The organism is Acidibrevibacterium sp. (assembly GCF_049965395.1).
Classification (GTDB): Bacteria; Pseudomonadota; Alphaproteobacteria; order Acetobacterales; family Acetobacteraceae; genus Acidibrevibacterium; species Acidibrevibacterium fodinaquatile.
In genome coordinates this window covers 1-13,176 of record NZ_JBMFWJ010000045.1, presented here as the reverse complement: position 1 = coordinate 13,176, position 13,176 = coordinate 1, and the positions used below count along the sequence as shown (strand labels likewise).

Sequence of the window (13,176 nt, the reverse complement as noted above, 5' to 3'; positions counted from 1 at the left end):
ACCACGCTCGCCGCCGGCAAGCCGCCGACCGAGGAAGGCAATACCACGCTCGCGCAAGGCAAGCCGCCGACCGAGAGCGACAGCACCAACCTCGCCGCCGCCCACTGCGAATAACGCCCGAGGGGCGCTCGCTGCGGGCGCCCGCGGGACGGGAAGAGGGACGGAGAACGGGGCCGTCTGCCGGAAAAGGCAGGCGGCCCTATTTTGCGGTTTGTCCTTTATTCGTTTAGCGGTCCGTCGCGAAGCAGGGTCCGGCTAGGCCGCGCGCGCCTGGCGAACGAGGCGGGTAAGCTGGCGAAGCAAATCCCGCGCCGCCGCCATGCGCGCGGCAACCGTCATGTCGCGCACCATCGCGAGCTTGTGATCGGGACGGAGACGAATATCGTTGCGCTTGGCGCCGAGCCAGGCGATCAGCCCGGCGGGATTGCCGAAGGCATTACCACGAAAGCTCAACACCATGCCTTTCGGCCCGGCTTCCAGCCGCTCGACCCCGGCTTCGCGGCATGCGCGTTTGAGGGCCACCACCTGCAAAAGATTTTCGACCTCGGCCGGAAGCGGGCCGAAGCGGTCGACGAGTTCGGCAGCCAAAGCCTCACTTTCGGCATCGGTCGCGAGCGCGCCAATGCGGCGATAAAGCCCGAGCCGAACCGAAAGATCGCTGACATAGGTCTCCGGTATCAAAACCGGCAGGCCGAGATTGATATTCGGCGTCCAGTCCCGCTCACTCTCGCGCTCACGCCCGCTTTGAGACCGTAGCTCCGCCACCGCGTCTTCGAGCATTTGCTGGTAAAGCTCGATCCCGACCTCGCGGATCTGGCCCGATTGCTCCTCGCCGAGCAGATTGCCGGCGCCGCGAATATCGAGATCGTGGCTGGCGAGCGTGAAGCCGGCGCCGAGATTATCGAGGGTCTGCATCACCGAAAGACGCTTCTCAGCGGCAGCCGAAAGCGTCTGCGTCGCCGGCCAGGTGAGATAGGCATAGCCGCGCTGCTTGCCGCGCCCAACCCGGCCGCGCAATTGATAAAGCTGGCCCAAGCCAAAGAGATCGGCGCGATAGATGATCAGCGTATTGACCGCCGGCATATCGAGGCCGCTTTCGATGATGTTGGTCGCGAGCAGGATGTCGTAGCGGCCATCGCTGAACTCCGCCATCACCCGCTCGAGCGCGCTCGGCGCGAGCCGCCCGTGCGCTTCGGCGAGCCGCGCCTCGGGCACGATGTCGCGCAGACGCTGCGCCATGCGGCCCAATTCCTCGATGCGCGGGACGACGCAAAAAATCTGTCCGCCGCGAAACCGCTCGCGCTGGATCGCCTCGCGGATGACCACGCCATCGAACGGCATGATGAAGGTGCGGACGGCGAGACGATCGACCGGCGGTGTCGCGATCACGCTCATTTCGCGCACGCCCGTCAACGCAAGTTGCAGCGTGCGCGGGATGGGTGTTGCCGTCAGCGTCAGGACATGCACGTCAGCTTTGAGCTGTTTCAGGCGCTCTTTGTGCGCGACGCCGAAATGCTGTTCCTCGTCGATGATGAGAAGGCCGAGTTCGGCAAAATTGATGCTTTTCGCAAGCAGGGCATGGGTGCCGATGACGATGTTGACGCTGCCATTGGCGACACCCTCGCGCACTATGTGCGCTTCCTTGGCGGAAACCATGCGCGAAAGCTGCGCGAGCTTGATCGGCAATCCTTGAAAGCGCTCGGAAAACGTGCGGAAATGCTGGCGCGCGAGCAACGTCGTCGGCACCACGACGGCGACCTGCGTGCCGGCCATCGCGGCGACGTAAGCGGCGCGTAGCGCGACCTCGGTCTTGCCGAAGCCGACATCGCCGCAAATCAGCCGGTCCATCGGCTGGCCGGAGGCGAGATCCTCCAACACATCGGCGATCGCGCGCGCCTGATCCTCGGTTTCGGCGTAGGGAAAGCGGGCACAGAATTCGTCGAATCCGCCTTCGGCGGGCAACAGCGCATCGGCCGGGCGAAGCTTGCGCTCGGCGGCGATGCGGATCAATTCGCCGGCCATGTCGCGGATCCGGCTTTTCGCCCGCGCCTTACGATTCTGCCAGCTTGCGCCACCCAATTTGTCGAGTGCGACGCCGGCGGTCTCGGAGCCGAAGCGCGACAAAAGCTCGATATTCTCGACCGGGAGAAACAGCTTGTCATCGCCGTCGTAAAGCAGACGCAGACAATCATGCGGCGCGCCGCTCACGGTCAGCGTCACCAGCCCGTCATAGCGGCCGATGCCATGATCCTGATGGACGACGAGATCGCCCGCGGCGAGTTCGCTGGCTTCGGCGATGAATTGGTCGGCGCGCTTGCGGCGGCGCGGCGGGCGAGAGATGCGGGTGCCGAGCAGATCCTGCTCGGAGACCAGCATCAGGCCAGGGGCGATAAAACCGCGCTCGAGCCCGAGCACGACAAGGCCGATACGCCCCCCCGGCGGCAACGTCGCGATTGCAGCCCACGCATCGATCGCCTCGGCGGCGAGATCATGTTCGCGCAACAACGCGGCGAGGCGTTCGCGCGAGCCGCGCGACCACGCGGCGAGGACGACGTGCCGCCCGCCCTCGCTCGCGCGCCCGGCGGCGGCGCGGAACTGCGCGAAGACATCCCCCTCCGGCCCCGCGCTATGGGTAAAGACTGGCCCCGGTCGGCCGCCGCCATCGATCGCGGCAGGGCCGGCGGCCTCGGGTGCGGCAAACGGGCTGGTCGCAAAAAGCGGCCCCGCGCTGAGCATTGCCTGCCAGGCGGCGCGGTCGAGATAGAGGCGTTCGGGCGGCAGCGGGCGGTAGGGCGTCTCGCCATCGCGCGGCGGCGATTGGCGGGCCGCGTAATGATCGGCGATGGTCTCGAGCCGCGCGGCGAGCGCATCCTCGGCCTGGTGGTCGAGGCTGACCGAGGCTTGCGGCAGATAATCGAGCAAAGTTTCGAGGGCGGGGTAAAAGAGCGGCAGCCAATGCTCGATCCCGGGATGGCGCCGTCCCGATGACACCGCCTCATAGAGCGGGTCGGACGCCGCCTCTGGGCCGAAAATCTCCCGCCATTGGCTGCGAAAATGCGAGATCGCGGCGGGGTCGAGCGGCACTTCGGAGACCGGGTGGAGAACCAAGCGTTCGACCGTGCCGGCGCTTCGCTGGGTCGCAGGGTCGAAGCGGCGGATCTGCTCGATGCTGTCGCCGAAGAGATCGAGACGCACCGGCTCGGCCTCGCCGGCGGCGAAAATATCGATGATGCCGCCACGCACAGCGTATTCCCCAGGCTCCATCACGGTATTGGTGCGACTATAGCCGTGGGCATCGAGAAAGGCGGCGAGCGGACCGGGGGCAGCGTCGAGGCCGGGGGCGAGGGTGCGGGCAGCGCCTGCGAAGGCGGCGCGTGGCGGCACGCGCTGGATGAGGGCATTGACCGTCGTCAGCACGACCCGCGGGCGCGCGGGCGCTTCGAGAAGGCGGCTCAGCGTCGCGACGCGCTCGGCAACCAACGCCGGATTGGGCGAGACCCGATCATAAGGCACGCAATCCCAGGCCGGGACGCGCAAAATCTCGATGTCCGGCGCAAAAAAGGCGAGCGCATCGGCGAGCCGCGCCATGCGCGCGTCATCACGGGCGACGTGCAGCACCGCACCCGTGTGTTCCGCGCGGCGGCGGGCGAGCAGCAGCGCGTCATAGCCTTCCGGTGCGCCGTAGAGGGTGATCGCGCCAGTCATGATAGGCCAGTCACGAGGCGTTTCGTTCGGCCGGGTGGGCGCAGGCTGCCACCATCGCGCGGAGTAACGGGGTTTCCACGTCCGGCGGGATGGCCTCGCGCCCGGTGAGCCAGTCAGCGAGCACCGGATCGGGGGTTTCGAGCAGGGCCTCCAGCGCCGCGATCTCAGCGAGCGTCAGCTGGGCGAGGCGCCCGCTGACGAACCCCCCGATAAGAAGGTCGCTCTCATGGGTGCCGCGATGGGTGGCGCGGAACAGGAGACGGCGGCGGCGGCGTTCAAGGTCCGCGGCAAGGGGCGTTTCATCGGTCATCGCTGGCGTGTCATATAGCTTCCTCCCTGCGACCTGTCAGCCCGTGGCCAACGACCCTCTCGCCCCACTCATTGCGCCGCTCACCGACCTCCCCGGCATCGCCGAGAGATTGGCGCGTCTGCTCGCGCGCGCGATCGGCGGGACGCGGGTTGTCGACCTTCTCCTCCATCTCCCAGAGTCTCATGTCGATCGCCGTGCCCGGCCGCGCCTTGCCGAGCTGCGGCCCGGCGAAGTTGCGACCGTGGTCGCCGAATTGGTGCGTATCGAACGGCCGGAAAACCCGCGCCAGCCCTGGCGGCTGACGCTGGGCGATGGCTCGGGCTTTGCCGATCTGGTGTTCTTTCGCCCGCATGCCGGCACCACCGCGCTCACCCCGGGGACTGAGCTTGCGATCTCCGGCGCGGTGACGCTCTCGGCCGGGCGGCCGGCTTTCGTCCATCCCGAGCATCTTCAGCCTGCCGCCCGCGCCGCCCTGATCCCGGCGATCGAGCCGGTCTGGCCGCTGACCACTGGGCTCGCGGCTTGGCAGGTGCGCAAGGCGATGGCGGCGGCGCTGGCGCGGCTGCCGACATTTCCCGAATGGATCGACCCCACCTTGCGCCACCGGCGCGGCTGGATGGCATTCACCGAGGCGCTGCGCGCCTGGCAGGCGCCAGCGACGCCGCCCGATCCACTGGCCCGCCAGCGTCTCGCCTATGACGAACTCTTTGCCGATCAACTGCGCCTTGCCCTGCTCCGCGCCCGCCGCCGCGCGCGGCCGGGGCGCGCGCTGATCGGCGACGGCCATCTCCGCGCCCAAGCGCTGGCCGCGTTCGGCCACGCGCTGACCGCCGGCCAACGCCGGGCGCTCGCCGAGATCGACGCCGATCTCGCGGCGCCGCGGCCGATGCGGCGACTTTTGCAGGGCGATGTCGGCGCGGGCAAAACCATCATCGCCCTGCTCGCCATGCTGCGTGCCGCCGAGGCGGGGGCGCAAGCGGCGCTGATGGTCCCGACCGAAATCCTCGCGCGCCAGCATTGGCGGACATTCGCCGCGCTCTCGCCGGTGCCGGTCGCACTCCTCACCGGCGCAAGCACGGCCGCCGAGCGCCGTGAGACCCTGGCAGGGCTTGCAAGCGGCGCGATCCCGCTCGTGATCGGCACGCATGCCCTCTTTCAACGCGAGGTGACATTCGACGATCTCGCGCTCGCGGTGATCGACGAGCAGCACCGCTTCGGCGTCGCCCAACGCAACGAATTCGGCGCCAAGGGCCGGCGCGCGGATATTCTGATGATGACCGCAACCCCGATCCCGCGCACGCTTTTGCTCACCCACTGGGGCGAGATGGAGGTAAGCCGACTTGCCGAGAAGCCGGCCGGGCGCCCGAAAATCACGACGACGCTTCATGCCGCCGCGCAATTGCCGGCGGTGATTGCGGCGCTGGCCCGGGCGTTGGCCGCCGGCGCGCGGGTTTATTGGATCTGCCCGCTCGTCGAAGACACCGCGGCCAGCGATCTCGCTGCGGCGGAGGCACGTTTCGCGGCGCTTGCCGCGCGGTTTCCGGGCCGTGTCACGCTGGCGCATGGCCGGCAGAAATCAGCCGAACGCGAGGCGGCGCTGGCGGCGTTCGCGGCGGGAGAAAAGCCGCTCCTGGTCGCGACCACGGTGGTCGAGGTCGGTGTCGATGTACCGGAGGCAACGGTGATGGTGATCGAGCACGCCGAGCGGTTCGGCTTGGCACAACTCCATCAGTTGCGCGGGCGGATCGGGCGCGGCGCGCGGGCGAGTTATTGCCTGCTCGTCCATGGCGATGGCGGCGGCGCGGCCGAGCAGCGGCTTGCGCTGCTGCGCGACACGACCGACGGGTTCGCCATCGCCAACGCCGATTTTCGCCTGCGTGGCGGCGGCGATGCGCTGGGCACACGACAATCCGGCGAGCCTGGCTTTCGCCTCGCCGCCTTGCCGCGCGACGAGGCCCTGCTCCGCATCGCAAGACGCGATGCCGCCGTTTTCCTCGCCCGCGATCCCGCGCTCGCCAGCGAACGCGGCCGCGCCGCGCGCCTGTTGCTCCGCATGTTTGGCGGGCGCGCAGCAGAGGGGCGGGGATGAGTCCTTTCACGCGGCGGGTTTGGCCGGCGGCAGGTCGATCGAGATCTCGTGCGGCACTGGCTTAGGTGTCTCGGTCACCAGATGGAGCACGAGCTTGGCGTTCTGGAGCTTGCTCAGATCCATGCTTTCGGGCAAGGCGACATAAATGAGGCCGCTCCGCAGCGAGCCTGGCATAAGCGTGAAATTGCCGCTCAGGGCCTTGTAATTGATATCGCGGCTAAACGGCGTCGCCTCCGACGCCGGCTGTTCGAAGGGGCTTGGCAGCACCCAAACCAGCGACCCGACGCCGAGGGTCACGAAAGTGAACAGCATGACGACGGTGTTATAGGCGTCATCTTCCACCCGCGCCAGCGGATTGCCCTTACCCCAGGCCATGTCGAAGGTTTGGTGGGGAGAGATGATCGGATAGTCTTGTCCGTCGATCGTGATGTAACCCGAATCGAGCAGAACCTGCGTCGTGCGTTCGTCGTTCGACTCGAAGGTGACCTGGGTAAGCGCGATATGCGCCTTCCAGAGCCATTTGGAATTTTCTGGGAACGCGTGTTTCAGCGAGTCTTTGGTATTGTAGAACAGCGCCGCTACCTTGATCTCGGTCCCGGGAATCTGTGTCGCATCGGGCACCCGGTCAGGCGGGGTGATCACCGTCACCCGGTCGACGTAAGGCCCAGAACACGCGGTCAGGCTGAGGATCGTCCCGAGTGAGAGTGCGAGGGCACGATGGCAGGAGCGGTTATGCGGCATGATGGTCCTCCCTTCATGCGCGAGGTGAAAGCGTAGCCGGCTTTGGTCGCGTCGCCGCCGCCGTGGGCGATAACCCACTCATCTCGCCGGGTCGACGCCATTGTCATGACCGCGCGGGCGCCGGCGGGAGATTGAAAGTCACCACATGTGGCGTGACGGCCGGCGTTTTGGTCAGGAAATGCAACACCATTTGGGCGCCCTCAAGCTTGGTCATATCGACGGATTGCGGCAGGTGGAAAAACAGGAATCCACTGCGAAACGTGCCTGGCTGAAGGGTAATATTGTTGGTCAGCGCCTTGTAATTGAGATCGAGGCCGAAGGGCGTGCTATCGGGAGCGGGTTGCGCGAACGGCGACGGGAGAACCCAAATCAAGTTGCCGAGCCCGAGGGTCATAACCGCGAAAACCGCAACCGAGGCATTGTAGATCGCATCCTTGGTTGGCGCCCAGGGATTAGCCGCCGGCCAGGCGACATCGTAAACTTCTTTGGGAGAGATCGCCGGATAGTATTTGTGATTGACGGAAACATAGGCAGAATCGAGCAGGATATCGGTCGGGTTCTTCTCGTCTGATGACACCGTCAATTGCACCATCACGATATGGCCGCGCCAGAGTCCATGCTCGCCGCTGAATTCGTCATGGATCGTCGCGCGATTGTTATAAAACAGCACCGACATTTTGATGTCGGTTCCCGGGATTTGCGCAAGATCAGGCGCGGTCTCGGGCGGCGACATTTCGATCGGTTTTGGCTCATAGGGCGCGCCGCAGGCAGCGAGCGCAAACAGCGCACTCAGAGACAACGCGGCCAGGCGCGAGGAGCGCGAAGAACGAGGGGGCAAATTTCTCTCCTTACTCCCATGGTAGCAGTCGTGCCGCCCGCATGACCCGCAGCAACAGCGTAAGGAGGCCGTCGCCGCGATGGGAAGAGCGATCCAGGCATCGTGCCAGCCGACATGACAACTGGAACGTCAGGCAGTAACCAATTAAGTGGAAATAACCGACGAAAAACACAAATAAAAAATACGTGATCATATTTATATTTTAGTTGATTTACGACAATACTATAAATAAAACAACAAATTAATAAAAATCTGCTTTTTAATTTATGGTTCTGTCATATATTTTATCGACTTAAAGTAATTTCAGACCGTCTTTTCGTTTAATTTTGATATAACAATGATCAGCTACACTCTCACCCACGTGAGCGAGGCGAATCTTTGCCCCCCTTGCGCTCGCTGGAAGATGCGCTATTCCCACGGGCCGGCTCGACATCGCCGCGGGGGAAACAGAGTGTGAACGCCTTGATCGAGATCGCCGGCCTGACCAAGCGCTTCGGCGCCTTCACCGCCGTTGACGACGTTTCTTTCAGCGTCGCGCGCGGCGAGGTGCTGGGGTTTCTCGGCCCCAACGGTGCCGGCAAGTCGACGACGATGAAAATGCTCGCGGGCTTTGTCACACCAACCAGCGGCAGCGCGCGTATCAACGGGCATGATGTCGAGAGCGATTCCGTCGCGGCGCGGCGCAATCTTGGCTTCCTGCCCGAGGGTGCGCCGGTCTATCCCGAGATGACGGTGCTCGGCTTTCTCCGTTTCGTTGCCCGCATTCGCGGCTTTTCCGGCGGCGAAGCCCGCGACCGCGTCGATCAGGCGCTTTCCCTCGCAACCCTCGACGGCGTGCGGCATCTGCCGGTGGAAACCCTCTCCAAGGGATTCAAGCGCCGCGTCGGCCTCGCCCAGGCGCTGCTCCACGACCCGCCGGTCCTGGTGCTCGACGAGCCGACCGACGGACTCGATCCCAATCAAAAGCACGAGGTGCGCACCCTGATTTCGCGCATGGCGCCGGATAAGGCGATCGTCATCAGCACCCATATCCTGGAGGAAGTCGAAGCCGTGTGCTCGCGCGCCATCATCATCGCCGCCGGCCGCATCGTCGCGGATGGGCCGCCCGGTGAACTCGCTCGCCGCCACCCGTCGGGCAAGCTCGAAGACATGTTCCGCGCCATCACGACGCCGCACGCCAAGGCCGCCTGACCATGCGCGCCATTCTCAGCATCGCCGCGCGCGAACTCGCGGGGTATTTCGCAACCCCGGTCGCGTGGGTGTTCATCGTCATCTTTCTTGTCCTGCAAGGCACTCTGACCTTCAGCCTGGGCGGCTTCTTCGACCGCGACCAAGCTGACCTTCTGCCGTTCTTTCAGTTTCTGCCTTGGGTTTTCGTGCTGCTGGTGCCGGCGATCACGATGCGGCTCTGGGCCGAGGAGCGCCGGCTCGGCACCATCGAGCTATTGCTCACCCTGCCAGTCACTCAGGGCCAAGCGGTGGTCGGCAAATTTCTCGCCGCTTGGGCGTTTACGGTGATTGCGCTCGCCCTCACCTTTCCCTTCGTCATCACCGTCAACGTCCTCGGCCATCCCGATAACGGCATGATCGCGGCCGGCTATCTCGGGGCGGCGCTGGTCGCTGGCGCCTTTCTTGCGGTCGGCGCCGCGGTGTCGGCGCTCAGCAAAAGTCAGGTCATCGCCTTCGTGCTGGGTGTTGCGTTGTGTTTCATCTTCGCTGCCAGCGCATTCCCGGTGGTCACCGATTTTTTGAGCCACAATCTGCCGGTGCTGGCAACGATCGCGCGCAAGATCTCGATCGTCGATCGCTTCCAATCCTTCGTGCGTGGCCTGATCACCGCCCGTGACGTGATCTATTTCGCGTCATTCATCCTGTTCTGGCTGGTTGCTAACACGGTCATTCTCGAACACCGGAAGGCGGAATGAGCATGCGCCGCGCCCTTGCCTCACTTCTTGGTCTCATCGGTCTCGGCGCCGTGCTCGCCGGGATCAACATGGTCGCCGAAGCGCGTCTCGCCGATCTGCAAATCGATCTCACCGCCGGCCATATCTATACCCTGTCGCCGGGGACGCGGCGGATTCTCGCCGAGCTCCGCCAGCCGATCACGCTGCGCCTGTTTTATTCCCGCGATCTCGGCACCCGCGCCCCCTCCTATGACGGCTATCACCAACGTGTCAGCGAAATGCTCGATCAATATGCCCGGCTCGCGCACGGCATGCTGAAAATCGAGCGCTACGATCCCGAACCTTTCAGCGACGCCGAGGACAAAGCGTTGAGCTTCGGGCTGCAAGCGGTGCCCATCGACCAGAGCGGCGCACAGGTGTTTTTTGGCCTGGTTGGCACCAATCTGCTCGATGACGAGCGCGCCATTCCGTTTTTCCAGGAGCAACGCGAGCGTTTCCTGGAATATGACCTGACGCGGCTGGTCTATGAACTCTCCAATCCGACGCGCCCGGTGGTCGGTGTCATGTCCTCGCTGCCGATCGATGGCGACCCGCGCCTGATGATGATGGCGCAGGGACGTGGCCGCGCCGGCCAGCCCTGGATCGCGATGTCACTGCTCCACCAGAGCTATGAGATCCGCAGTGTCCCGCTCAAGGTCTGGAAAATCGCCCCGGAAATCCAGGTGCTGCTGGTCGCGCAGGCGCAGCATCTCCCCGAGGAGACGCAATACGCGATCGACCAGTTCGTCATGCGCGGCGGCCGGTTGATGCTGATGGTCGATCCGCAAAGCGCGGCGCAAGCCGATCTCCCCGGCCCCGGCGGCATGCCACAGACTGATACCGCCTCTGATCTCCATCGTCTGCTCGATGCCTGGGGGGTGCTCTATGACCCGAACCAGGTGGTCGGCGATCTCACCGGCGCCTGGCGGGTGCGCGCCAGCCCCGGCGACCGCATGACGGTGACCGATTACGTGCCCTGGTTCAATATCCGCGACGGCATCAACCACGATGATCCGGCGACCGCCGATCTCTCGCAAATCACCGTCGCCGATCCCGGGTTTCTCACCAAGAAGCCAGGCGCCGACATCACCCTGACGCCGCTTTTGACCTCAAGCCCGCGCTCTGGCCTGATCCCCGCCGAGAAACTCCGGATCGACCCCGATCCGGCGGCGATTCTCGCCGGGTTCAAACCCGAAGGGGGGCCGCGGGTGATCGTCGCGCGGCTGCACGGGGCGCTGAGATCGGCCTTTTCCGCCCCCCCTTCTGCTGGCGCCGGCGAACAACGTCCGGCCGATCTGCCGCCTTTTAAGGACCACACCGATGGCGCCGCCAATCTCGTCATCGCCGCCGACGTCGATATCCTGGCCGATCGCTTCTGGGTGCGTTCGCAGGATTTCTTCGGCCAGCAGGATGCCGAGCCATTCAGCGATAACGGCCCGTTCATCGCCAATCTCATCGGCACCCTGGCCGGCGGCGATGCCCTCCTTGGTTTGCGCGCCCGTGGCGCCGGCGATCATCCCTTCATCCTCGTCGATGACATGCAGCGCCGCGCCGAGGCGCAATTCCGCCGTACCCAGCAGGATTTGCAGAAACATCTCGACGAGACCGAGAAGAAACTCGCCTCTCTACGCGAAGGCGCCGGCCAGCAGGGCGCCTCGCAAGCGGTGCTGACGCCCGAACAACGCGCCGCGATCGACGCCGCCAACCAGGAAATCGTGCAAACCCGCCAGAAGCTGCGCGGCGTCGAGCGGGCGCTCCGCGAGGATATCGACGCGCTCGCCGAAACCCTGCGTTTCTTCGACATCGTGCTCGTTCCCGCCATTCTGACGCTGATCGCGATCGGGCTTGGTCTGTTGCGCCATCGCCGCCGCGGCCGGGCGCGGAGCTGAGGAATTTCCGTCATGAAACCCCGTACTAGTGTGGTGCTGTTTTTGCTCGGGGCGCTCGCGCTCGCGGCCGGCTTTTATGTCCAGAGTGCGCGCGAGCGCCGCGAGTTCAGCGCCGCGCCATCGTCGCAGCTCGCATTCCCCGATCTCGCGAGCCACATCGCGAACGTCGCCAGGATCACCATCGCCGACCACGCCAAGACCTTGGTCTTGACGCGCGCCGGCGATCGCTGGCTGCTTCCCGACCATGGCGATTTTCCCGCCATCGCCGCGCGCCCGCATGCGCTGCTCGCCGCCCTCACCGAGTTGCGGCTGGTTGAGGCACGCACCAGCAATCCGGCGGATTTCGCTCGCCTCGGCCTCACCGCGCCAGACGACCCGAAATCGGACGCGAAGCTGGTTCGCCTGTTCGATGACAAGGGCCAAGTGCTCGCCGCCTTGCTCATCGGCCATACCCGCCCCAGCCCCGAGCCGGGTGGCACCGATGAGGTGTTCGTCCGCCGCGAGGGGCAAAACCAGACATGGCTTGCCGCCGGCACGATCGACGCCGATCCCGATTTCGCCGGCTGGATGGCGCGCGACATCGTCAATATCAGCCATGACCAGGTGACCGGCATCACCATCGATCGCCTGCCCAACGATCATCTCGTGCTCACGCGGCAAGGCGACAAGCTGGTCGTGACGGTGCCGGCCGAACATCCCGTGCTCGATCAGTTCAAGATCGACGGCATGGCGCGCGGGCTGGAGTTTTTGAGCTTCACCGATGCCCGCAAGGCGGACGCGGCGCCGGGACAAAAGCTCGGCCATGTCACCTTCACCACCGCGGAAGGGCTGACGCTCGCAGCCGACGTGAGCGAGGACGGCAACACCACCTGGGCCGTGCTCACCGCCGCCGGGGAAGACAAGGCGGCGGCCCAGGCGGCCGAACTCAACCAGAAATTCAGTCGCTTCGCGCTTGCGATCCCGAGCTGGCAGGGGAAAACCCTGTTGCCGACGCTCGAAAGCCTGAAGCCGCCGGAAAAACCCGCGGCGCCGCCGGTTTCGGTTGCGCCTGAGGCACCGGGATCGCCCGCCACGCCGCCAAACACGGGAAAATGAACGACGCCCGCGCCTATCCCGCCCGCACCTATCCCGATCGGCCGCTGGTCGGGATCGGGGTCGCGGTGTTGCGGCCGGGCGCGGTGCTGCTGATCCGTCGCGGAACGCCGCCGGCACTGGGCCAATGGAGCCTTCCCGGCGGCGCGCAGCAGCTCGGCGAGACCGCCGAAGAGGCGGCACGGCGCGAATTATACGAGGAAACCGGGCTTGCGGTCGGCGCTCTCGTGCTCGCAGGCCACGTTGACAGCCTTCATCGCGACGATGATGGCCGCATCCGCTATCACTACACCATCCTTGATTTCGCGGCGCTTTGGCAGGGTGACACGCCGCGCGCCGGCTCGGACGTTACCGCCGTCGCCTGGGTGGGATTCGACGATTTCGACCGCTATGAACTGTGGGCGGAGGCGCGGCGGATCATCGCGCTGGCGCGGGCGCGCCTTGGGCTCGCGGCCGACGGGGCGATGAGATAGCCGAGGCCGCCGGTCGCAACACGACATTCGAGAAGCCCGGGGCCGAGGCGCGGGAGATGCCCGCCGCCGTCGCTCCAGCGCCAGCGGCTCTCGGCG

General features: G+C 65.5%; 10 protein-coding genes. 6 read left to right on the top strand and 4 right to left on the bottom strand.

The annotated features are described in order from the left end of the window. Nucleotides 1–255: 255 nt before the first annotated feature. Nucleotides 256–3,705, bottom strand: a complete 3,450-nt coding sequence (mfd, locus tag ACP5M5_RS11960) for a transcription-repair coupling factor (protein ID WP_427937658.1) — start codon at nucleotides 3,703–3,705, stop codon at nucleotides 256–258. 10 nt (nucleotides 3,706–3,715) lie between these two features. Beyond that, nucleotides 3,716–4,015, bottom strand: coding sequence for a succinate dehydrogenase assembly factor 2 (locus ACP5M5_RS11955; RefSeq protein ID WP_427937656.1), 300 nt, complete (start codon nucleotides 4,013–4,015; stop codon nucleotides 3,716–3,718). A 43-nt stretch (nucleotides 4,016–4,058) separates the two neighbouring features. Here ACP5M5_RS11955 and recG point away from each other — a divergent pair, with 43 nt between their 5' ends. Next, nucleotides 4,059–6,104, top strand: coding sequence for an ATP-dependent DNA helicase RecG (gene recG, locus ACP5M5_RS11950; protein WP_427937655.1), 2,046 nt, complete (start codon nucleotides 4,059–4,061; stop codon nucleotides 6,102–6,104). 6 nt (nucleotides 6,105–6,110) lie between these two features. On the opposite strand, the gene ACP5M5_RS11945 is transcribed toward recG, so the two are convergent. Continuing rightward, nucleotides 6,111–6,845, bottom strand: a complete 735-nt coding sequence (locus ACP5M5_RS11945) for a hypothetical protein (RefSeq protein ID WP_427937653.1) — start codon at nucleotides 6,843–6,845, stop codon at nucleotides 6,111–6,113. A 103-nt stretch (nucleotides 6,846–6,948) separates the two neighbouring features. Next, nucleotides 6,949–7,683, bottom strand: a complete 735-nt coding sequence (locus tag ACP5M5_RS11940) for a hypothetical protein (RefSeq protein WP_427937652.1) — start codon at nucleotides 7,681–7,683, stop codon at nucleotides 6,949–6,951. Nucleotides 7,684–8,136: 453 nt separating this feature from the next. Between ACP5M5_RS11940 and ACP5M5_RS11935 the strand changes: the two genes are divergently transcribed. The 5 genes from ACP5M5_RS11935 to ACP5M5_RS11915 are packed head-to-tail and all read left to right on the top strand — an operon-like array spanning nucleotide 8,137 to nucleotide 13,080. Next, nucleotides 8,137–8,874 (top strand): ABC transporter ATP-binding protein, encoded by a 738-nt coding sequence (locus ACP5M5_RS11935; RefSeq protein WP_427937650.1) that lies wholly within the window; start codon nucleotides 8,137–8,139, stop codon nucleotides 8,872–8,874. A gap of 2 nt (nucleotides 8,875–8,876) precedes the next feature. Next, nucleotides 8,877–9,608 (top strand): ABC transporter permease subunit, encoded by a 732-nt coding sequence (locus ACP5M5_RS11930; RefSeq protein WP_114912309.1) that lies wholly within the window; start codon nucleotides 8,877–8,879, stop codon nucleotides 9,606–9,608. Beyond that, nucleotides 9,605–11,515, top strand: a complete 1,911-nt coding sequence (locus ACP5M5_RS11925) for a Gldg family protein (RefSeq protein WP_427937648.1) — start codon at nucleotides 9,605–9,607, stop codon at nucleotides 11,513–11,515. Before ACP5M5_RS11930 ends, ACP5M5_RS11925 begins: the two co-directional genes overlap by 4 nt. A 12-nt stretch (nucleotides 11,516–11,527) precedes the next feature. Next, nucleotides 11,528–12,610: a DUF4340 domain-containing protein gene (locus ACP5M5_RS11920; protein WP_427937646.1), complete on the top strand. Its 1,083-nt coding sequence runs from the start codon at nucleotides 11,528–11,530 to the stop codon at nucleotides 12,608–12,610. Next, the gene (locus tag ACP5M5_RS11915) at nucleotides 12,607–13,080 is read left to right on the top strand and encodes an NUDIX hydrolase (protein ID WP_427937644.1); all 474 of its coding nucleotides are present in this window, start codon (nucleotides 12,607–12,609) and stop codon (nucleotides 13,078–13,080) included. The genes ACP5M5_RS11920 and ACP5M5_RS11915 overlap by 4 nt, the downstream gene beginning before the upstream one ends. Nucleotides 13,081–13,176 lie beyond the last annotated feature (96 nt).